Annotated in this window: 18 protein-coding genes; 6 read left to right on the top strand and 12 right to left on the bottom strand. The window is 45.9% G+C overall.

Annotated features, from left to right (window positions below):
* Positions 1-256: 256 nt before the first annotated feature.
* The 3 genes from helD to B9N86_RS09375 all read right to left on the bottom strand — a co-directional run bounded on the left by helD (position 257) and on the right by B9N86_RS09375 (position 4,680).
* Positions 257-2,584, bottom strand: a complete 2,328-nt coding sequence (gene helD / locus B9N86_RS09385) for an RNA polymerase recycling motor HelD (RefSeq protein WP_208918786.1) — start codon at positions 2,582-2,584, stop codon at positions 257-259.
* A 274-nt stretch (positions 2,585-2,858) separates the two neighbouring features.
* Positions 2,859-3,914 carry an FUSC family protein gene (locus B9N86_RS09380; protein WP_208918785.1) on the bottom strand — a complete coding sequence of 352 codons (1,056 nt, stop codon included), beginning with the start codon at positions 3,912-3,914 and terminating at the stop codon, positions 2,859-2,861.
* Between the two features lie 118 nt (positions 3,915-4,032).
* The gene (locus tag B9N86_RS09375) at positions 4,033-4,680 is read right to left on the bottom strand and encodes a phosphatase PAP2 family protein (RefSeq protein WP_208918784.1); all 648 of its coding nucleotides are present in this window, start codon (positions 4,678-4,680) and stop codon (positions 4,033-4,035) included.
* A 161-nt stretch (positions 4,681-4,841) separates the two neighbouring features.
* Between B9N86_RS09375 and B9N86_RS09370 the strand changes: the two genes are divergently transcribed.
* The gene (locus B9N86_RS09370) at positions 4,842-7,124 is read left to right on the top strand and encodes a glycosyl hydrolase (RefSeq protein WP_208918783.1); all 2,283 of its coding nucleotides are present in this window, start codon (positions 4,842-4,844) and stop codon (positions 7,122-7,124) included.
* Positions 7,125-7,169: 45 nt separating this feature from the next.
* Here B9N86_RS09370 and B9N86_RS09365 read toward each other — a convergent pair whose 3' ends face one another.
* From B9N86_RS09365 to selD, 3 genes are read right to left on the bottom strand one after another with little or no spacing between them, the layout of a single operon-like run.
* Positions 7,170-7,364, bottom strand: coding sequence for a hypothetical protein (locus B9N86_RS09365; protein WP_208918782.1), 195 nt, complete (start codon positions 7,362-7,364; stop codon positions 7,170-7,172).
* 58 nt (positions 7,365-7,422) lie between these two features.
* Positions 7,423-8,457 carry a tRNA 2-selenouridine(34) synthase MnmH gene (gene mnmH / locus B9N86_RS09360; protein ID WP_208920183.1) on the bottom strand — a complete coding sequence of 345 codons (1,035 nt, stop codon included), beginning with the start codon at positions 8,455-8,457 and terminating at the stop codon, positions 7,423-7,425.
* Positions 8,458-8,503: 46 nt separating this feature from the next.
* Positions 8,504-9,553: a selenide, water dikinase SelD gene (gene selD / locus B9N86_RS09355; RefSeq protein WP_208918781.1), complete on the bottom strand. Its 1,050-nt coding sequence runs from the start codon at positions 9,551-9,553 to the stop codon at positions 8,504-8,506.
* Positions 9,554-9,929: 376 nt separating this feature from the next.
* Here selD and B9N86_RS09350 point away from each other — a divergent pair, with 376 nt between their 5' ends.
* A complete protein-coding gene (locus B9N86_RS09350) occupies positions 9,930-11,144 on the top strand; it encodes a peptidyl-prolyl cis-trans isomerase (protein WP_208918780.1) in 1,215 nt (404 codons plus the stop codon).
* Between the two features lie 137 nt (positions 11,145-11,281).
* Positions 11,282-11,629 carry a LytTR family DNA-binding domain-containing protein gene (locus tag B9N86_RS09345; RefSeq protein WP_208918779.1) on the top strand — a complete coding sequence of 116 codons (348 nt, stop codon included), beginning with the start codon at positions 11,282-11,284 and terminating at the stop codon, positions 11,627-11,629.
* Positions 11,630-11,707: 78 nt separating this feature from the next.
* Here the strand turns inward: B9N86_RS09345 and B9N86_RS09340 are convergent, their stop codons facing one another.
* Both B9N86_RS09340 and B9N86_RS09335 read right to left on the bottom strand, forming a co-directional pair.
* Positions 11,708-12,271: a YdcF family protein gene (locus tag B9N86_RS09340; protein WP_208918778.1), complete on the bottom strand. Its 564-nt coding sequence runs from the start codon at positions 12,269-12,271 to the stop codon at positions 11,708-11,710.
* Positions 12,272-12,463: 192 nt separating this feature from the next.
* The gene (locus B9N86_RS09335) at positions 12,464-13,075 is read right to left on the bottom strand and encodes a TetR/AcrR family transcriptional regulator (RefSeq protein ID WP_208918777.1); all 612 of its coding nucleotides are present in this window, start codon (positions 13,073-13,075) and stop codon (positions 12,464-12,466) included.
* Between the two features lie 155 nt (positions 13,076-13,230).
* Between B9N86_RS09335 and B9N86_RS09330 the strand changes: the two genes are divergently transcribed.
* Complete coding sequence (locus B9N86_RS09330) at positions 13,231-13,899, top strand: DUF2306 domain-containing protein (protein ID WP_208918776.1); 669 nt, start codon at positions 13,231-13,233, stop codon at positions 13,897-13,899.
* 98 nt (positions 13,900-13,997) lie between these two features.
* Positions 13,998-14,819, top strand: a complete 822-nt coding sequence (locus tag B9N86_RS09325; RefSeq protein ID WP_208918775.1) for a YwaF family protein — start codon at positions 13,998-14,000, stop codon at positions 14,817-14,819.
* 71 nt (positions 14,820-14,890) lie between these two features.
* Here B9N86_RS09325 and B9N86_RS09320 read toward each other — a convergent pair whose 3' ends face one another.
* From B9N86_RS09320 to B9N86_RS09305, 4 genes are all read right to left on the bottom strand, one after another.
* The gene (locus tag B9N86_RS09320) at positions 14,891-15,880 is read right to left on the bottom strand and encodes an aldose 1-epimerase (protein ID WP_208918774.1); all 990 of its coding nucleotides are present in this window, start codon (positions 15,878-15,880) and stop codon (positions 14,891-14,893) included.
* Between the two features lie 131 nt (positions 15,881-16,011).
* A complete protein-coding gene (locus tag B9N86_RS09315; RefSeq protein WP_208918773.1) occupies positions 16,012-17,688 on the bottom strand; it encodes a glycerol-3-phosphate dehydrogenase/oxidase in 1,677 nt (558 codons plus the stop codon).
* A gap of 167 nt (positions 17,689-17,855) precedes the next feature.
* Complete coding sequence (gene glpK, locus B9N86_RS09310; protein ID WP_208920182.1) at positions 17,856-19,346, bottom strand: glycerol kinase GlpK; 1,491 nt, start codon at positions 19,344-19,346, stop codon at positions 17,856-17,858.
* 113 nt (positions 19,347-19,459) lie between these two features.
* Positions 19,460-20,023, bottom strand: a complete 564-nt coding sequence (locus tag B9N86_RS09305; protein WP_208918772.1) for a glycerol-3-phosphate responsive antiterminator — start codon at positions 20,021-20,023, stop codon at positions 19,460-19,462.
* Between the two features lie 300 nt (positions 20,024-20,323).
* Here B9N86_RS09305 and B9N86_RS09300 point away from each other — a divergent pair, with 300 nt between their 5' ends.
* A complete protein-coding gene (locus tag B9N86_RS09300; protein ID WP_208918771.1) occupies positions 20,324-21,163 on the top strand; it encodes a sugar phosphate isomerase/epimerase family protein in 840 nt (279 codons plus the stop codon).
* The last annotated feature ends 73 nt before the right edge of the window (positions 21,164-21,236 follow it).

The raw sequence follows: 21,236 nt of genomic DNA, 5'->3' as shown, positions 1-21,236 counted from the left end.
CTTATGTAAGTTTCCCATCCATATATATCTTTCGACAGGATAAGCAGTGAAATGAATAGGTTAGTTAAAAGCCTCAATGTGTGTTCAAAGTGATTGTGAAGATTTTGTGAACTTTCTGATATGTGATTTCGCTTTCAAGGAAAAATTTATTATTTATTCAAATCATAAACATCCTGAGCCATAAAACGAAGCAGGCCGCCCAGGAATGAATCCTCAGATGACCTGCTTTTGTTTTTTGGGACAACCTTATTTAACATTAATTCTGGGGGAGAAAAGTACTCTTTTCACCCACGTGGTAAATGTGAAGCTCATGCATCGCGCGCGTGCAAGCAGTATAAAACAATTTCCGCTCACTTTCTTTGCTGTACACTTCATTCGATCCATTATATATAATCACAGCATCAAACTCCACGCCTTTGGCCAAATAGGCCGGCACGACAAGTGTACCTTTTTCAAATGCAGGCGTGTTCTTTGTAATGAGTCTTACCGGAATTTCCGCCGACAGCTGCTTTTGAACACGCCGACTTTCCTCTTCCGTCTTACAAATGACTGCCACATAGTGATATCCCTTGTCATGAAGACTGCGAATATCGGATATGACCGACTTCGTCAATTCAGCTTCTGTCTTCACCGGAATAACGCAAGGCTCCTCGCCAGGGCGGTTAAACGGAACGATGACCTCTCCCCCCGGAATCATCTTCCGTGTAAATTCAACGATCTCGTAAGTGGACCTGTAACTCCGTGTTAGGTTGATCACTTCTGTCTCTTCTTTTCCGTATAGGCTGACCAGGTTCTCCAAACTTCCCAGCGCTTCACCGTGAGCATAAATGGCCTGATTGAGGTCGCCTAGAACCGTCATTTTTGCACGCGGGAACAACCTTTTAAGAAACTCCAGCTGAAATGCTGAATAGTCCTGCACCTCATCCACGATAACATGGCGGATCGATGTGTTCGTCCGGAAGCCTTGTAGCAGCTCTTTCAAATAAAGAAACGGAGTTGCATCTTCATAAAATAGTTCCTTATGTTCGATCTTCTGCATCGTCTGACTACACACTTCAGTCCAACTGCCAGGCAAAGCCGCTTCATTTCCGGCCAAACGTCTGAACAACCGTTCGTCCGCAAACAGCTTTCGATACAACCCTTTAACATCAACAAACCGGAACCGCTTGATCCAACGTCGCAAAGGTTTGAGACGGTCACTGACCACCATGCGCCCGAGAAGCTCCCTCTCCTGATCAAAATCGTTAAAGCTGACTTCCTTCTTGCTCTGTTTCCGCCTCATAGTTTGATAAGCGCGGTGATAATCATCCGGATCCATCAACTCGATGTGATCCTCAACCCATGAAGCTTTTCTCTCTTCATTCGAAAAATCGGATAAACGCTTCAGCATCCACTCTCTCATTAAGTCGAGTCTTCCGGCGAGTTTAACTGCCGAGTCATAACCATAGAATTGAGCAGTCATCTCATCGCCACTTATGATGACTCTGCCCTGAAAGACAACGGGCCTAAACATCATGCCTTCTCTCTCTAACAGGTCTTTATACGAACGAATAACATCCAGATAAGGCACGGAAGACTTATAAGCTATTCCCTCCAGCCGCGCCCGGTGAGCCGGTGTATCTGGTGCGTTCAACAAAATCTCGGTCTGCGTAAACACATCTTCCAGCTCGAACTCCCTTCCGAGCCGATGCTCCAGATAAGATTGGAATGTTGTCTGCTGCATGTTCTCTTCCCCGAGCTCTGGCAAAACCGTTGAAACATAACTGTTAAAAAGGGGGTTCGGCGAGAACAGTATCATCTGATCGGCCTGCAGCACCTCCCGGTACTTATACAACAAATAAGCAACTCTCTGAAGGGCAGCCGAGGTTTTCCCGCTCCCGGCAGCACCTTGAACGATCAACATACGTGTCTTGTCATTCCGAATGACTGCATTCTGCTCTCTTTGAATCGTAGCCACGATGCTTTTCATACGGTCATCAGCGCTGTGGCTGAGCACCTGCTGCAGAAGCTCATCGCCAATGGTCACTCCTGTGTCAAATAGGACCTCAATGACTCCATCATGAATAACAAACTGCCGCTTCAGGCTCATCTCTCCCGTTACAGTACCGGAAGGTGTCTCATACCGGGTTATTCCCGGTGCTCCATCATAATATAAGCTGGAAATCGGAGCACGCCAATCATACACAAGAAAGGTCTCCGAGTCATCGTCCATAAATGAGCCGATCCCTAGATAAATAGGCTCCTCCTGATTCATATCTTCTTCTCGAAAATCAATCCGCCCAAAGTAAGGTGAGTAAACGAGCTTCTTATATTTTTTCAAAGCTTTGCTGGACTGGAGGTGGGATCTCTCTCTTTCGGAAAGAACCTGGGCCTGCTGCCGCAGGTTGGTTGACGTCTCACCTAAATCATCAGGGTTACTGAAATTGACGGTCACCTCATCCCAGAATTCTTTACGCATGTTAATGACATCCCCACGCACTAAACCGACATCTGCCTCAAGTTGAGTAATTTTACTGCTGATTTTAGCCGTGACATCCGTTACCCGCGTTTGTTCGGCTTTCCAATCCTGATCGCTGATAGCCATCTTTTCATCCCCCTATTTACTGGTTGACAGCGTGCTTAATTCGTGATATAATTAGGTTGAAACAAACTTATCGTTGATATATCTGTACAATCAGACCAAGATTTATTTTATCAGTCTACACCACATTAATCAATATGGTTACCCAGAAGTCGGCTAAACTAGCCGGTTTTTTTGCGTTTACATATAAATAAACAGGCTGGACTTCACGGTACCCACCTGTTTATTTATATAATCGTACTTCATTATGATTCGTATAACGCCGTCTTTATTTCCCTTATTTCTTGAGCCAGGCTAGTATTCCTCCGTTATCCTTATCCTCTACAAAGCGGCTGATGTGATCCGCAACTCTGTTTAACCGCTCTAATGTATGGCCATAGTCATACATTGCCGCTGCAACAATTGTCAACCGGAATCCCCCAGGCTGCAAACCCGCCCCACATATCACCTGATCCATAAAAGCCTCGTTTTGCTCTGCCATACATTCGGCCTCATCCCCATTAGGCTTCAGTATATCTTCAAACTTCCACAATATATGCTCATGGAATTTGATGAGCCGTTCGAGATTCGCATCAAACTGCTCATCAATTTCCTCACTACGCTGAACCTGAAAATAGTGATTCTCCACGGCGTTAAGCACTTCATACCCTTTTTGGAGCGAGCTTAGCAGATGCTTATACACAACCAGCTGTCTGGAGTGGCTGAATTTTGCACGCTTCATTTTTTTCTGCTCTTCCTCAAACAAATTGTACTTGTCAGTCAGAGATTTAATCGTCCCCTCCAGACCGTTCAATTCATCCCGGTAAACGGAGTCCTTGATTTCGTGGGAGATAGCGGTTCGGAGCAGCAGTGACATTTTACCGAATACGCTGTTGATTTGCTTGAAATATTGCTCTCTCGGCTTCGGGGGAAAGACCAAAATATTAATCAGAAATGCTGAAACGATACCTATCAGTGTCAAAAAGAACCGGTTGATGGCAAAATCCCACTGTCCGGATGCTTCCATGACCGAAATGACTGTGACCAGCGTCAGACCGATCGTCTCTCCCATATTCAATTTAATACAGATCATAATAACCAGAATACACACAAGTCCTACGGAGATAGGTTGATTGGTAAGAAAATATCCTCCAAGCATCGCGATAATAGCACCAAGCGTGCTGGTCTGCAATTGGTCAAGGAAATACTTCCAAGACCGATAAATTGAAGGCTGCATTGCAAATATCGCAGCGATCGCAGCACCGACCGGCGAGGTAATGCCGAGCAGCATCGTCAGGTAGAGGGCCAAAGTTACAGCCAATCCCGTCTTAAACATTCTTGCACCGAAGGCCATCGACAGCCCTCCTTAACATATTTCTATCGTCACTATTCATGTATAATGGATAAGAACTGACCTTTTGCAGTAACCCATCTCATATACGAAGTAATTACCCTTGGGGTTCCACTGTTATTCAGTTTCTGCTTCTTAGAGACTCGTACATACCGATAGAGAACATTAACCATGAACAACTTGCCAAATACCCACCAAACACATCACTTGGGTAGTGAACTCCCAGATAAATTCGGCTTAGTCCAATGCCCAAAATCATCACACTGAATAAAATCAGAACAAAAACTCTGCGTAATACGGTATTTAAATTCTTCCACAGCAAATAGGTTAATATCCCGTATAATGCAAAGGCGGCCATTGAATGTCCGCTCGGAAAACTATATCCGGTTACTTCTACCAAACGGTTTATATCGGGTCTTATTCGGCGAAACGACATTTTCAATACCATATTCAATATTTGAGATCCCAACACTACAGTAAAGAAGAGCATTATTTCTCTCCGAAGCCGCAACGCATACAACAAGACAGATACGGCGGCACAAATCACAATAATGGGAACTGTGGAACCAATGTATGAGAAGCCTTTGGCGATATCCGTTATCGAAGGCTGTTCAAATCCACGGACAAGCTCTATGAAAAAGGAGTCGAACCCGAACACTCTATCTAACACAACCATGGCGGCTACTCCTGCAAAAGCAAGAAACGAAAGAAAAGATAAGATCCAATACCGTCTGATCCGGGTATTAGAATATGTATGGTTGTGACTCATGATGTCATCTCCCTATGCTTGTCTCATTTATAATATGGACCAGAAACAAGATAGTATCATGTTCCCCAGCTGTTGTACAGCTCTTTCCAATATGTTTATTTTTTCGTAAAAATCTAATTATTATCACCAACTTCATCGAAAAACTTTTTTAGGAGGTTTATATGCAATACAAACGCTGGATCACTGCCGCTTTAGGAGCAGTTATATGTGTTTCATTGACCGCTTCGGCCCATGCAGACACAGGAGAAGTGCTTACCGGAGCTGGATCTTATACTACTGTTCTTCCGCCTGGAGCCGCTGAAGCCCAGCCTGACATTTACAAAACATCCAGGGTGACCGGTAAAATGCCTACGAATGACTGGTGGAGTAGCCTTGCATGGGATACCTATTCGGAAGCACAATACCCCCATCCTCTTGCGATAAAGAACGAGGAAAGCGGCATACAAATTTTTAATCCGAGCCCGCGAATATCAGCAGACAACACTGCGATCTCGGGCACGTTGGATGATACTCGTGATTTTACGGTTGGACATTCAGGTGTAGCCACCTTTCCGGATGCCAAGGTCGATGATTATAACGATTGGTTTGTCAGAGCCGAGTACAAGTCCGGGACGAAGTCAATGAAGGTTACATATGGTCACGGTTCGCCATTTGTATATTTCACTTATACAGACGGAGATCCGCAAATTTCATTCCACTCCACTCCGGAAATCTGGTACGGAAATGCGTCCAGTTCAGCTATAGGGGTAACCATTGATGGTGCCCATTACGGGCTTTATGGACCGACAGGCAGTACTTGGAGCGGTATTGGCAGCCGTAAGCTCACCAATTCGCTTCATGGCAAGGACTACTTCTCTATTGCCGCATTACCGGATAACAAACCTGCAATTCTTGAAAAGTACAGACAATATGCTTATTCACATGTTACAGATACCGAGGTCAGTTGGACATATGACCCTTTAACCAGTGAGGTCACAACGACGTATACATATGATACGGAACCAAAAGAAGGGAGCCGAAGCGGGACCATTTTCGCCTTATACCCCCACCAATGGAAGCATTTATCCAGCACTCATCTTCTTCCATACATATATCCATCGGTTCGCGGCGAAATGAAGACGGGTGAAGGTAGCTCTTTTCAAACAAAAATGAAGTTTACAGGTGTGCTTCCCTCTCTGCCGGACAAAGGTTCCTACGATCGGGACAAGCTCGCTCAATATATAGAAGAAGCTAAAGATGAAGACTATTATGGCGCTCCTGACACATATTCGGTTGGAAAGCATCTTGGCAAGCTGACAGCTCTTGTACCGATTGCGGAACAAATAGGAGATACGATAGCCGCAGAACGATTTCGAAGTAAAATCAGGTCACGTTTGGAGGATTGGTTCAAAGCCAGCGATATCTCGGGTAATCCCAATGTCTCCGAGTTGTTCTACTACAACAGCCAGTGGGGCACACTCATTGGTTATCCCGCAAGTTACGGTACGGATATAGAACTGAATGATCATCACATTCACTACGGATATTTTTTGAAAGCAGCTGCCGAAATCGCAAGGACGGACAAAAGGTGGGCCAGCGACAGTCAGTATGGTCCCATGGTTCAATTGCTGATTCGGGATATTGCGAGCATGGACAGAAACGACCCGCTGTTCCCGTTTCTTCGCAACTTTGATCCCTATGCAGGACATTCCTGGTCTTCGGGTCATGGCAGATTCGGTGATGGGAACAACAACGGTTCCTCTGCTGAGACCATGAACGCCTGGGCAGCGCTTATTTTGTGGGGAGAAGCAACCGGAGATACAGATACCCGGGATCTCGGCATCTATTTATATACAACAGAAATGAATGCTATTAATGAATACTGGTTTGATACGGCTGGCACGAATGCTTCTTCCGGCTTTACACGATCTAACGCGAGCATCATCTGGGGTGGTAAAACGACCGGAGATTCAACGATGTGGACTGCCAATCCGGAAGAGGTTCACGGAGTGAATTGGCTGCCAATCACGGGTTCTTCTCTTTATCTGACCCAGTATCCTTCTTATGCCGGCAGGAATTATGAAACTATGGTTAATGAAAACAAGGGAACGGACTTCAATGCATGGGAAGATCTCGTGTATATGTACTTGGCTATTTCAAACCCTACGGAAGCTGCAAATATGTTCGCTGCACAAGCGAGTTCCATCGTACCGGAGCAAGGTAACTCAAAGGCAAACGCGTATCACTGGATTCACAATCTGCATACCTTGGGCACCCAAGACCCGGATATTACCTCAGATTATCCGCTATATGCTGTGTTCAATAAAAACGGACATAAGACCTATGTGGTTTATAACATGACTGAATCAGAAAAAACCGTTACCTTTTCCGATGGTATGGTGATGACTGCTCCTCCGAATCGCTTTACGAGTATAACGAAAAAAGAGAGCCCGCATGAATCATGAATAGGGCTCTCTTTTTTTAAGTTGATTCGCAGCTAACCTCACAAGTCAATTGTATATAACCCAAATGGTCACAAATGCGGCCAAAGCAAGTACATAGAGCAGTACAAGTCTCACCATGTTCGTTTTCGTCCTGCCCTCATATTTCGGGCTAGACTTCTTGTTTTCCTGAGATAAGCCTACCATGACAGTGGCTACACCTCCGATTAACGCTAAAGCAATGACAATGACATAGGATATCACGTCATATCCCCCTTCATCTGTAGTCGATAGTCGGAGATGTGCTTACATCGATGATGAATCAGAACCGCCCATCCAAAATATCCTTAACTGCCTGCAGTCCTTCTTCGATGCTGCCGACGTGCAGGACAATCTGTGTGTTCTCGTCATAATGACGGGAAGAATGATCATACTTCGGATCATAATAATGTGTCAGCAGCAATTGTATAGCTTCCGGATACCGGTCTTCGGCAAGACAGCGTCCAATCTCTGCGGCGACAGGTGTATGGATCCGCTCTTTGATCCGCTTGAAGGCCTCCACATATTCATCTTTGAATTCGGCTGGTCGATAATCCTTCATAATCTGCGAGACGCGTTCTTCCATAGGCATATCCATAACGATGGCCGTACCGGCCTCCTTCTTCTCAATAAGGAAATCCGGGATGACAACCTTACCGACCCGTTTGCTTTCCGCTTCAATTAGAACATATGGTGATCTTCCAACTTCTTTTAACCGTTCAAGCAGCAGAGAGTCAAATGTCTTCTGATTGCGGGAGCTGAGACCGATATGTCCGAAGATCGACCCACGGTGACCCGATAAACCTTCCAGGTCAATGACCGGATACCCTTCCTGCTGCAGTTGCTGCAGAACAGCGGTCTTGCCGGTTCCGGTGAATCCATGAAGCACAAAAGCCTCTGAGTCCAGTTTCGTCTGCTCCAGCGTTTCGACGACCAGCTTACGATACGCTTTAATCCCGCCTTGCAACCGGTACACATGAATATCCATCAGGGAGAGCACGGTGGCTGCTGTCCGGCTGCGCATACCGCCCCTCCAGCAGAATACCGCCTTATTGCCTTCAATGCCCTTAAATTCCTTCACAAATGCTGGAAGCTTAGCAGACATGATTTCCAGACCGCGCTCTTTGGCCGCATCGACACTAACCTGTTTATACAGGGTCCCTATCTCCGCTCTTTCCTCATCATTAAACACCGGAATATTACTGCTGCCTGGTATGGTTGACTCCTTGAACTCCGATGGAGACCTAACATCGATCAGACTGATTTTTTTACTGCTCTGAAGTTCAAGCAGTTCCTCTACACTGATGTCTTGAAACATATCCGTACGCTCCGCTCCTTTGATCCATGCAGGACCACTCTGGTTGTTATTCGACAACAATTCTTCCCGGATGATCGGCCGTTACACGTCCGATCAAGCCTGCCTCAACGCCTGCATCCAAAAGTTCTTGAAGCAGCTTTCCTGCTTCGCTCTCCTCAACAGCAATCAGCAGACCTCCTGAAGTTACTGCATCACACAAAATCCAGCGGTCAACTTGGTCCATCTGTTCAGGGAAATCTACAGAATCGCTGACGTGATTGTGGTTATTTTTCGTACCGCCGGGAATCACTCCAGCTTCGGCCATCTCACGGACACGCGGAAGTACAGGCACTTGGTCTTTTACGATTCTGATACCTGCCCCGCTGCCTTTTGCCATTTCAAGTGAATGTCCCATCAGACCGAAACCTGTTACGTCTGTACAAGAATGCACATTATAGTGCTCCATGATTTCAGCAGCTGTCTTGTTAAGCCCCGCCATTACTGAAGTCACCCGAGCAATCTCTTCTTCACTGAGCAGATCCTTCTTAATGGAGCTTGTCAAAATACCTACACCAATCGGCTTTGTAAGGATAAGTGCGTCGCCAGGCTTCGCTCCTGCGTTGGTCCGAACCTTGTCTGGATGAACGATACCGGTAACGGCCAAGCCGAATTTCGGCTCTTTGTCATCAATGGAATGTCCTCCGACAAGAGTCACCCCTGCTTCTTTCAGCTTATCTCCCGCTCCGCGTAATATATCAGAGAGAACTTGCTTGTCCAGTGTCGAGATCGGAAATGCTACAATGTTTAACGCTGTAAGCGGTTTGCCGCCCATTGCGTAAATATCACTGATCGCGTTTGCTGCTGCAACCTGACCGAATGAATACGGATCATCAACGATCGGAGTGAAGAAGTCGACGGTTTGTACTATAGCAAGATCATCCGTCAAACGATATACACCTGCATCGTCACTTGTATCCAAACCGACCAGTAAATTCGGATTGTGTTCCGTAGGCGGAAGTGTGCGAATAACTTCGGCCAGATCCGCAGGTCCGATTTTGCAGCCGCATCCCCCTTTTGAAGAATAAGAAGTCAGTTTAATTTTTTCAGGTTGGTTCATATGATGGATCATCCTTTCATGACGGTTATCTTCTATACTTTCAACATACAACAACCCCGGAAATGCTATGCTGATCTCGCAGCATGAAGCACCTCCCGGGGGCTAATCAACAAAGAGTCGTTTTTTAGTTAATTTCATTATATGAAAATGCCGGCATTAAGTCTATTCGTTTCCGCTCCCTCAAAGATCATCCATACATTTATCTCATTACTGAGCGGAATCCTAGTGCTATAAAAAACTATATATCCTAAATATTGGTTTATATTTTCAAATATTTTTATCATTTCTTAAGGTAAGGCGTTTGTTTATCTGGTAAAGTGATAAAAGATAATAACAACTCATTATTAGAAGCAGTTGAAGGGAGTCAATGATTTTAATGAAAGAAAATGATGATCTACAGCCAACGAACAGCGGACGTCCGGAGGATGATATGGGACAAGCCCAGGATCAGAACCCCAATGTAACGCCAGATCCTGTCACACCTGATGAGAATGAAACCCTGCCGGAAACGCCGGATCTAGACAAAGATTCCGATGAAATTTCTGATTTGGAACCTGCTCGGGAAGAACTTATTCCACTGGATGATGTTGCGGTCCAACCATCCGCATCTGACATTCACGATGTAAACGAAGACCCGACATCAGGAAACGGAAACGGCGGCGGAAGCAAAGGGTGGATGATCGCATCTCTGTTATTGGCGGCCGCACTGATTGTCGTCCTGATCGTGAATCCATTTGCTAAGAATAGCGGCAAGGAAGCAGTAGCCTCCATAAATAATGTCGACATTACAAAAGATAAATTGTACGACTCACTTGTTAAGGCTGGTGGAGAGCAAACCCTAGAGGCTCTCATCACAGAGGAACTGCTCAAGCAAGAGCTTGACAAGAAATCCATCAAGATCACAGATGCTCAAATTAATGAAGAAATCGAATCCTTAAAGAGCATGTTCCCATCGGAGGAAGATTTCAATACAGCTATGAGCTCCAGTGGAATGACCATGGACGTGCTGAAAGACCAGACTAAAATGCAGCTTGAGTTGACTCAACTGATGGGCGACAAAGTGAAAGTGACAGATGAAGAGGTAAAGGAAGTTTACGACCAGTATAAAGACAGCTTTGCCACACCTGAGGAAGTTCGTGCTTCCCATATTCTCGTCGAGACGAAAGAGGAAGCCCAGAAGATCATTAAGCAGTTGCAAGACGGTGCCGACTTTGCGGCCATTGCCAAAGAGAAAAACCAAGACGCTACGAAGGAAACCGGGGGCGACCTTGATTTCTTCGCACGCGACTCCGGTATGGATAAAGCCTTTGAAGATGCAGCCTTTAAGCTGAAAAAGGGTGACATTACCACTGAACCGGTAAAAAGCTCCTTTGGATACCACGTCATTAAAGTGACAGACCGCAAAGAAGCAACAAACCCAACGTATGAAGATAAAAAAGAGGATATTCGCAAACAGCTCGTTTCTACGAAAGTGAACGAACAGTCCGTTGCATATATGCAAGAATTGAAAGACAAAGCGAAAATTACAAACAGTCTTGAAAAGAAAGAAGATAAAGCCGCTAGTGAGACGGGTGAATCTTCAGCGAAGTAATATTCAAAGGTACCCTATGCTGTCAAAGGCATAGGGTACTTTTTTGTTAAATTTTAAAAATCCCTTTTATGCACCCGGAAAACGTGTTAGAATGAAAGCGTTATCAAATAATGATAATTGAATAAGGGGGAATCAGAATGATGAGGTGCGCACCAGAATCCAGAAATGTGTATGAGGACTTCGTGGTCGAGACGGACATTCTGTTCTTTAAAACCGGAACCCACGGGTTGGTCAGCTTTCACGGCAGAAATTATAATATAAAAAAAAGAATGACTGCCGAACAAATCACCTCGCTTTTATCCGGAAAACAATTCTTTAATGTTGGCGGAAACTGCTACGTTAATGTAGACAAAGCTACGGATGTCGAACAAGGAATTGTTTTTTTTGGTGAAAAGGCACCGTCCTCAAAAATTCTTCGTATTCCAAGAAGAAAGCAAGAACCGCTCAAACGACTCATGGCGGGGGTCAAACAGCCTGTTACATAGTCCCTGCTAGATGAAGGGGGTGTCCCAAAAGGTCCATTGACCTGGGACGCCCCCTTTGTCTTTCGCATAGTTCTTATGTTAACGAAACGGCGAAACCGCTTGATAACCGATATAGAAAAATACTTCCCTAAGCAAGAATGGCAGCTTGGTGCTCCAGCTCTTATAAGCACTGTTGACAGCAGGTGATGAATAAGCAACCAAATTCAGGTCGTCCGCCATAACCATTGCTCGTTTCATATGAAGCGGGTCGCTGACGATCATGAAAGAGGTGATTCTTTCACGTTCTGCAACGATTTTAGCATTATGTAAATTTTCTTCGGTAATAGTAGAGGTTGTCTCAATTAAGATATCCTCGGTCTTCACTCCATGACGAAGTGCATATGCTTGCGCGGCTTCCGCCTCGCTAATCTCGCCTTCTCCTCCACTGCCTCCCGTGAAAATCAACTTCTTCACATTTCCAGTATCGTACAGCTTAATAGCATGGTCAATTCTCCCCTTCAAGACAGGCGAAGGCTCTCCGTTAACAATGCCTGCACCCAGGACTATAGCTGCATCGGCTTGAACAAGGTTTGTCTTCTGTCCAAAGGACCAGATAGAATAGGCTGTGTACATGACGTATATGAACAGAATGATTACCAGCATAAGAAGAACTCGCAGCGTCTGCTTTTCTTTAGAGATTTTTTCCGACTAATGAAATCGCTAGCCATACATGCCCTCCTATGCGTTATGGGGTTTATCCCCTTAAGAAGCTCACGTTCTCCCGGCAATCGCCATCTTAAAACCCTGGCTGCACTGATAATACGAAGGCCGCATCCGAATGTCTGCAGTGCTTGATTAGGCTTCGTTATCCGATTTTTTCGTGCTGTATGCCATTAAGAGTTGCTCGATATGACGGATTGTATATAAAGCATGCTTATTCTCCTTTGTCAATCTGCTGATCATAATTTCGCCTTGCATCGCGGAAAAAATGAAAGAAGCGACCGATTCGGTATCCAGATCCGATCGAAATTCTCCGCACTCTACCCCCATTTGCAAAATTTCGCGAATGAACGCAAGCATGCGATCGAAAGAAGCGACCGTAAGCTCCCGAAGAACCGGGGTTGAATGGTCGCTCTCCACTGCGCTGATCAGGAACGGGCAGCCACCTTTTAACGGAGGATTGTGAACAGGATCGTTGTAGACGTTGCAGAAAGCGAGGATTTTGCCCGCTGCGGTAGGAACTCTCTCGATTGCCTGATTAAAGTGACGCCATACTAACTCGCCCGCATAAGCAAATGCCTCCAAAGCAATCTCGTCTTTTCCGGAAAAGCTTCGGTAAATTCCTCCTTTGGTAACGCCTGTCGTTTCGATGATATCTTGTATCGACGATCCCGAGACTCCCTTTTGGTTAAAAAGCTCCGCGGACTTCCGGATGATATGGAGTCGCGTTTTTTCTCCTTTGCGCATGGAACGTCCCCCTTTGCCGTAACTCGTCAGAAACTCGTCCTTATTTTGTAACATTTGACGAATAAATTATAGCACGAATCGGTATATGATCGAAAAAAGAAACCGAACGGTACGGTTTTTTAAATCAAACTCAATTAGAAAGAGGTTAGCGAAGGATGAACAAGAATAAGAAGCTGTACGGGGTCGTGGCTATTGCCGCATTTGTGTTTATTTTTTACATCGTGTACATGTATTTTTTTCGCGACCCGAATGCATCCGCGTTTCTAAGCACCAAAACCGATACGAGGCGTCCGCCCGACGTCGAGGCCTGGTTAAAAGTCATGCGAGTCCATGCCATTCTCGCCTGTATCGCCATGGTACTTGGAATCGTTAACTTTTCCAAACGATTTCTCCGGAAATTTCGAACGTGGCATCGCATAAACGGCTACCTGTATTTATTGTGCGTCGTCGTTGTCGCCGTAACCTCCGGTTACATGGCGCCGTACTCGACCGGAGGAAGAATAACGAGCATCGCGTTTAATCTATTAAGCATGGTCTGGCTGGCGATGACGATCGCAGCGATCGTGAAAATCAAGAAGAAACAGATCGTTCGTCATCAAAAATGGGCCGTTCGAAGCTTTGCGTTCTGCTTTACGAATATGTTCATCCATTTGTACACTTCAATTTTACATTACGGGTTCGGTGTCCCCTATGTAGACAGCTATACCGTCGGTATTTTCGCTACGATCGCCACTCTATTCCTGCTAGCCGAGTACGTTATCCGGAACATTCTGGAGCTCCATACGCACAACGCTTCAACTGGCATTAATTCGAATGTACATTGAGACGTTGAGTTTAGAAGTAAAATTTCATTTAAGCCAAAATTAAGCAATTGAAACACTATTTATAAATTTAAAATTTTTAAGCTCAATCTTTTCTGTTCATGATAATATTCATATATAGAAAAAAAGTCCAACATCTGCATCGCAAGGGAGGTCTCTCCATCAAATCGTTATTTGATCCAAATTATCCACATGCTTTCAAGGCTTTCTCTACAGAACATTGGATTATTCTTGCCTTACTGCTTGTGCTGATCTTGACTCTATTCTTTTGCCGGAGAGTAATCTCGTCAAGACCTGCCGTTCGATCCACCCTGAAATGGGTCCTCATTGCAGCGCTGCTGTTGCCTGAAATTAGCCTTCAATTATGGTATGTATCGAGCGGCATATGGAACCGCACCACATCCCTGCCGCTGGAGCTGTGCAGCCTCACGATGCTTCTTTCCGCAATCATGCTGATGACTGGCGGCCGTAAATTATATCCTCTGGTATACTTTGCCGGCATTGGTGGTGCACTTCAGGCGGTACTCACGCCAAGCCTTGATTATCCTTTTCCACATTTCCGTTTTTTCCATTTCTTTGTGTGCCATCTAGCAATCATTATTGCACCCTTATATATGACGTGGATTCGAGGATATCGCCCCAGCTGGAAGTCCATTGGCTGGACTATGGTGTTCCTGAATGTTGCCGCACTTGTTGTGGGACTAATCAATTTTGCATTAGGTTCCAATTACATGTATCTGATGAGCAAGCCATCTACGCCATCTATTCTGGATTTGCTAGGGCCGCATCCCATCTATATCCTTGTGGAAGAATTGTTCGCACTAACACTGTTTATTGTAATGTTTACCCTGTTCTTTGCCATACCGGACCGCTTAAGAAAAAGCCGAGCCAACCATACCAAGTCGCTGGAACGTTCTGTGTAACAACAAAAAAGCGTATGGGATCTCCGCTTAAGACGCGAAGATTTCATACGCTTTTATAATTGAGCGTGATTCTACTTTACATAAAACCGGGATGTCTCTTCCCATATTTCACCTGGTGCGAGACTGAACAGACCAATTTCATCACTTGGGAGATCCACATGCGGTGCATTGACTAAATTAACCTGAGGCTCCGGACAGAAATACTGTTTACAAGCTTTGTTGTTCCAAATCATCCACTGCTTATATGAAGTGCCGACATCGTAAACCAAGGTCTTTCCGATCTTGGAATCCGTCAGCTCCATACGGTTTCGGCCGTTTTGCGGAACCGCTGTGTAGTGATTGTCCATCTCTTCGAAATAAGGACTAACCCCTTCTCCACGCATCTGCTCCTCTTCTACCGTCAAAGCTTGATACTTGCCTGTCGGCAGCATGCGTTCATTCAATTCCCAGCGCTGGCCAATCGTAAATTTCACCTTACAGTCATCGGAAGTACTTCCTTCCGCAAATGGTGCGTTCACTGTCGTATGGAAGGCCAAAAGGCAAGGCATCACGTTATCTCCATTATTGAGGATGAATACCTGCTGTGATAATCCGGCAGCACTCAAGGAGTAGCGGAGCCGAAAGGTAAACTTATGTGGCAGCATCGTAAACACCGGATGCTCTTCATCGATCTTCACACTCACAGCAACATAACTTTCTGATGGGGTCGTTCCAAACTCCTCCACAGTCCAAGGAATGGTATGTAAAAAACCGTGCAGGTGATTACCCGTAGCCTCTTCATTTACCGGGAATTGATATGTTTGTCCGTTCCACGGAAACTTACCGTCCTCATAACGGTTCGGCGGGAACAGCACAGGTATACCATGTACTCCTGGATTATCCTTGAATTGTCCCATCTCTGACTCAGCAGGCTCCCGTAGGAATCGGTAACCGCTTTCCTTATCGCGAAAAGCAATCAGGTTTCCTCCAATTTCCGGCAAAATAACGGCCTCATATGGACCGAACTGCAGCCATACGGCTTTCTCTCCCTGATATGGTCCTTCGAACGCCTTGTGGTTCATCGGTTGATCTCTCCTCTCAATGTGACATATATAGATTACCATACCCTACCTTCCGGTCAAGATTCTATATGTCACATGAATCGGTCACCCTGGTCAGAAATGACCGAGGGTGAGTTTCATGTATATGAACGTTACTCCGTCCGTGCCGGTCTTGTAACTTCTGCGAGTTCTCTTTCCAGGTCCCCTGCAAACGTTTCTTTCTGCTCTGGGGTCCAACCCATTACCGAAGCCATGTACTGAATCACCGGTTCCTTCCACTTCAATGTCCATTCGATTTTAAACAGCAGTGAACCAGTTCGGCGGATGAAGAAATCTACAGGTTTGACAGCCATTTCATGCTGAATCGCATATACAAGCGGAACAATTACCGACAAGGGAAGATCATTTTCCTCTCTGTTATTACCGATCTCATGCGCCAGCTGGAACAGCTTCTCGGCATTGGTACCATACGTCCTTACCCAACTTTCGGCAAGCTTGGAATCCAATCCTTGACTTACGCCCAACTGTGTCTTTTCGCGAATAAAAGCAGGGAAATTAGCAGCCCCCCCCACATTACCGCCGGAGATCGGGAGATTTTTCGTTTTGCAAGGGCCAAACGCCTGACCGCCCCCTTCTTGAATTCGCTTAGCAACCAGATTAACAACGGTATCAGCCATTTTCCGGTAGCCTGTCAGCTTCCCTCCAGCAATGGTGATCAATCCAGATGGTGATTCCCATATTTCATCCTTACGCGATATTTCGGACGGGTCCTTGCCTTCTTCCAGAATAAGAGGTCTAACTCCTGCCCATGCAGACTCAACGTCTGATCCAATTAACTTCACACTTGGAAACATATAGTTTACCGCTTTTAGAATATAGTCCCGGTCTTGGACGGTCATGAATGGATGTCCGGGATCATTTTTGTAAACCGTATCGGTTGTTCCTACATAGGTTTTTCCGTCCCGCGGAATGGCAAAAACCATACGTCCATCAGGCGTATCGAAATACACAGCCTGCCTTAAAGGAAACTTTGACTGATCGATAACAAGATGTACCCCTTTGGTCAGTTGGAGCGTTTTCCCCTTTTTAGATCCATCCATTTCACGTACCCGATCCACCCACGGTCCGGTGGCGTTCACTATTTTATGGCCAGACACCTTGTGAACCTTGCCGCTCAGCATATCTTTCACGGTGATTCCCGTAATCCGTCCGCTTGCGTCATAATTCAAGGACTCTGCTTTCGCATAATTGATCAACTCAGCACCGTGTGCTGCTGCTTCTTTGAGCACTTCAAGCGTGAGACGGGCGTCGTCAGTCCGGTATTCGACATAATAACCGCCACCTTTTAACCCATCCTGTTTCAGGAGCGGCTCTCTGTTTAAGGTTTCAGATGGGGACAGCATAGTACGTCGCTCGCCCCGCTTAACGCCAGCCAAGAAATCATAAACCTTCAGTCCGATAGACGTGCTGAATTTACCGAATGTCCCTCCTTGGTGAATAGGCAGAAGCATCCACTCCGGAGTCGTGACATGCGGCCCATTCTCATAAACCACAGCCCGCTCCTTGCCGACTTCTGCTACCATACCCACCTCAAACTGTTTCAGGTAGCGTAGCCCTCCATGAACAAGCTTGGTCGAGCGACTGCTCGTTCCTGCTGCAAAATCTTGCATCTCCAGCAATAGAATACTTATGCCGCGAGTCACCGCATCCAAAGCGATCCCAGCCCCGGTTATACCGCCGCCAATGACAATCAAATCATAGGTGCTGCCTGCCATATCCTCAAATTTCTGTTTCCGATCCATACTTGAAAAAGACTTCGACTGCTTCATTTTTGTATGTCCTCCCCGAACAAACCTCATTTATTTCCGCAAAAGACTGCAAAAAAAAGAGACCACGAAGTACGCGGAAACGCCAGAATAAACGGCGTCCGCGACATGTGGTCTCTCCTAGTCTCCAGACGTGTATTAACTTATGGATTATTATAACACATAAAATTTTAATGAAAAGCCATAGCTGCAAAAATAGCCTTTTTCCAACCTTTGTAAAGCTGCTCCCGCGTCTCTTCACTCATGCCAGGGTTAAATCTCTGCTCTACACTCCACTTATTGCAGATCTCGTCTTGGTCCTTCCAGTAACCTACAGCCAACCCTGCTAGATACGCGGCTCCCAGAGCTGTCGTTTCACTAATGACAGGGCGTTCCACAGGCACGTTTAATATATCACTTTGAAATTCCATAATAAACGTATTGGCTACCGCACCGCCATCTACACGCAGCGCTTCAATCTTGTATCCCGAATCCTCTTCCATGACGGACAGAACATCCCTTGTTTGATATGCAAGTGATTCCAGCGTTGCCCGGATGAAATGCTCTTTAGTCGTCCCTCTTGTCAATCCGAACACTGCCCCGCGGACTTCACTATTCCAATAAGGGCTTCCTAGTCCGACAAAGGCAGGAACCACATACACGCCTTCTGCAGATTCAACCCGTCTAGCATAAGGCTCGCTATCCTTAGCTTCCCGGAACATACGCAGTCCGTCTCTAAGCCACTGTATCGCAGATCCGGCTACAAAAACGCTGCCTTCGAGCGCATATTGAACTTTTCCGTCTAGCCCCCAGGCAATTGTCGTAATCAGTCCATGCTCGGATTTCACCGGTTTATCGCCGGTGTTCATCAGCATAAAACTGCCTGTGCCGTACGTTGTCTTTACCATTCCTTCTTTAAAACAGGTCTGGCCGAACAATGCAGCCTGCTGGTCACCTGCCGCACCGGCAATCGGCACTTCCCGGCCGAAGAAATGATAGGTAGCCGTTGTGGCGTATACCTCGGAGGATGGTCTGACTTCCGGAAGCATGATTTTAGGAATATCCAGCATCTCCAGTAGCTCATCATCCCACTTCAAGTCATGAATGTTAAACAGCATCGTGCGTGATGCATTGGAGTAATCTGTAACATGCGCCGCTCCGCCGGACATCTTCCAGATAAGCCAAGTATCTATCGTACCGAACAGAAGCTCTCCCCGCTCGGCCCGTTCCCGTACCCCATCAACATGATCTAGAATCCATTTGATTTTTGTTCCGGAAAAATACGGGTCAACCAGCAGCCCGGTTTTGTCACGAACTTTTTGATCATACCCGTCCGCAATCAGCTGCTCACAAATATCCGCCGTCTGGCGCGACTGCCATACAATTGCATGATAAACCGGAACTCCCGATTTACGATCCCATATAACGGTGGTCTCCCGCTGGTTGGTAATGCCAATGCCGGCAATCTGCTCGGTCTTCACTCCGGCTTCAGATAAACAGGTTGCAATAACAGCCAGGATGGAGCCCCATATTTCATTTGCATTTTGCTCAACCCAACCGGGTTTGGGAAAATACTGAGGAAACTCTTTCTGAGCTGAATACACCATACTTCCTTCCTGATCAAACAAAATCGCGCGGGAACTGGTTGTGCCTTGGTCCAGCGCCAATATGTATCGTTCCATCATGGTCTCCCCCTTTGCAAATCGTCACATAAAAGATTAAGGTTTCATGTAAGCGATGTCAAATAAGTCATTGCAATTTCTCAAACCCATCTTTCAAGATGACAAAGTAGGAACTAGCGGCCAGGGTAATAATGCTCAAACAACTCTTTGCTCGATGTTGTAACAGCCGTAGCTCCTGCCGAAATGGCTTCCTCCACCTGCGTTGGAGTCCGGATCAAACCTCCAGCAAAAATCGGGATTCCGGTACGCTGGTGTACCTCTTCAATCATATGCGGCATTGCTCCAGGCAACACTTCAATATAGTCGGACTGGGTCTTCTCAAGCAAGGCGTAGTTCTTCTCCAGGGCTAGCGTATCCAGCAAAAACACTCTCTGAATCGCAACAATACCTTTCTGCTTTGCCTTCAATATAACGCTAGATCGTGTGGAAATCAGCCCGTCCGGACGAATTTCTTGGCACAAATATTCTGCAGCATATTCGTCACTTTTCAGTCCCTGGATCAGGTCAGCATGAAGAAACATGCGTTTCCTTGCTTCGCGAATTAGCCGATACATATGGCCCAGACGGGCGACGTGCGTATCCAACAGGACACCGTATTGGTATGTGCTCTCCAAAATTTTATCCAGCTGCTTCATCTGTTTTGCAGCGGGAAGTATTTTCTGTCCGCAAAAGCTCATGTGCTCCACTCCTCTCAATCGAAATAACAAGAAACTCTCTTTATTCTATTATTTTTGCTTCTTGACGAACAGTTTGCACTTTTCACCATCGTTATCGTCAGTGTGTGAGCAGCATTGCTATAACTATTTCATTGAAAGAATCGCGATGAACGGAATTAATGGGTAACTGCATGTATATATTGTACAGACATTGTCTCTGCTACCAACCAGAAGTTGAGGCCTTGGAAATTGCGCTCGCTGCTTATCAATCCTCTGAACGAAATGTGCTTATCATAATCGGATACAAGGAGGGGTATGATCATGCTGAAAGGTATCAATCAGTGGGGATTTCCCGAGGGGACTTCCTTGGATGAACTGTTTCATCATGCCAAATTAGCCGGATACGATGCGGTGGAGCTTAACCTTAATCCATTCGGTGGAATTGGGCTGACGATGGAAAGCACACCAGATGAAGCAGAAGCAATTCTTGCACTTGCCACGAAGCATGGAATTAAACTTCGGAGCTTGTCTACCAGCTTGCTGTGGCGTGCACCTTTATCAGCAACAGATCCGGCAGTCAGGGCTGAAGGTGCTGCTATTGTAACGAAGCAAATAGAACTGGCTTCTCTGCTCGGTCTGGACACGATTTTAGTCGTCCCCGGTGTTGTAAACGCTGACAATCCTTATGATGAATGCTACAACCAGAGTCAGGACGAAATCAGGAAACTGCTTCCTATCGCTGAACAGCATGGTGTGTACATAGGTATCGAGAACGTGTGGAATAAGTTCCTGCTCTCTCCACTGGAAATGAATCGTTACATTGACGAGCTGGATTCTCCAATGGCTGCTGTCTATTTCGATGTGGGCAATATCCTGCAGTATGGCTATCCCGAACAGTGGATCCGGATTCTCGGACACCGCATCAAGAAGGTTCATGTTAAAGATTTCAACACGAATATCGGCAATGGCGCCGGGTTTGTACCTTTACTTTCAGGAAATGTGAACTGGCGTGAAGTTCGCAGGGCACTGCATGAAATTAGTTATAACGATACATTGACTGCAGAGCTCAGTCCTTATGCTGCAGATCCTTTCCAGATGGCATATGACACCTCCCGGCAACTTGATATTATTATCGGCAGCCCAAATCCCCCTCAGGAGTAATAAGGAAATGATTAAAGCAGGCCTGTCCTGCTTAGTGTATAAATATTACAAAGAAGCCGTGTTGGGCCTGCCC

Origin of the sequence: Paenibacillus uliginis N3/975, from assembly GCF_900177425.1 — a bacterium.
Classification (GTDB): domain Bacteria; phylum Bacillota; class Bacilli; order Paenibacillales; family Paenibacillaceae; genus Paenibacillus_AQ; species Paenibacillus_AQ uliginis.
The sequence above is the reverse complement of the archived record's forward strand: the minus strand, read 5'-3'. Positions and strand labels throughout refer to the sequence as shown.

Coding starts and splice junctions, on each gene's coding strand:
- B9N86_RS09325 (WP_208918775.1), top strand. CDS start 13,998: ATGATAATATTCATATATAGAAAAAAAGTCCAACATCTGCATCGCAAG.
- B9N86_RS09335 (WP_208918777.1), bottom strand. CDS start 13,075: ATGCGCAAAGGAGAAAAAACGCGACTCCATATCATCCGGAAGTCCGCG.
- B9N86_RS09345 (WP_208918779.1), top strand. CDS start 11,282: ATGATGAGGTGCGCACCAGAATCCAGAAATGTGTATGAGGACTTCGTG.
- B9N86_RS09380 (WP_208918785.1), bottom strand. CDS start 3,914: ATGGCCTTCGGTGCAAGAATGTTTAAGACGGGATTGGCTGTAACTTTG.
- B9N86_RS09350 (WP_208918780.1), top strand. CDS start 9,930: ATGAAAGAAAATGATGATCTACAGCCAACGAACAGCGGACGTCCGGAG.
- B9N86_RS09375 (WP_208918784.1), bottom strand. CDS start 4,680: ATGAGTCACAACCATACATATTCTAATACCCGGATCAGACGGTATTGG.
- mnmH (WP_208920183.1), bottom strand. CDS start 8,457: ATGTTTCAAGACATCAGTGTAGAGGAACTGCTTGAACTTCAGAGCAGT.
- B9N86_RS09300 (WP_208918771.1), top strand. CDS start 20,324: ATGCTGAAAGGTATCAATCAGTGGGGATTTCCCGAGGGGACTTCCTTG.
- B9N86_RS09370 (WP_208918783.1), top strand. CDS start 4,842: ATGCAATACAAACGCTGGATCACTGCCGCTTTAGGAGCAGTTATATGT.
- helD (WP_208918786.1), bottom strand. CDS start 2,584: ATGGCTATCAGCGATCAGGATTGGAAAGCCGAACAAACGCGGGTAACG.
- B9N86_RS09315 (WP_208918773.1), bottom strand. CDS start 17,688: ATGAAGCAGTCGAAGTCTTTTTCAAGTATGGATCGGAAACAGAAATTT.
- B9N86_RS09340 (WP_208918778.1), bottom strand. CDS start 12,271: ATGCTGGTAATCATTCTGTTCATATACGTCATGTACACAGCCTATTCT.
- selD (WP_208918781.1), bottom strand. CDS start 9,553: ATGAACCAACCTGAAAAAATTAAACTGACTTCTTATTCTTCAAAAGGG.
- B9N86_RS09320 (WP_208918774.1), bottom strand. CDS start 15,880: ATGAACCACAAGGCGTTCGAAGGACCATATCAGGGAGAGAAAGCCGTA.
- B9N86_RS09330 (WP_208918776.1), top strand. CDS start 13,231: ATGAACAAGAATAAGAAGCTGTACGGGGTCGTGGCTATTGCCGCATTT.
- glpK (WP_208920182.1), bottom strand. CDS start 19,346: ATGGAACGATACATATTGGCGCTGGACCAAGGCACAACCAGTTCCCGC.
- B9N86_RS09305 (WP_208918772.1), bottom strand. CDS start 20,023: ATGAGCTTTTGCGGACAGAAAATACTTCCCGCTGCAAAACAGATGAAG.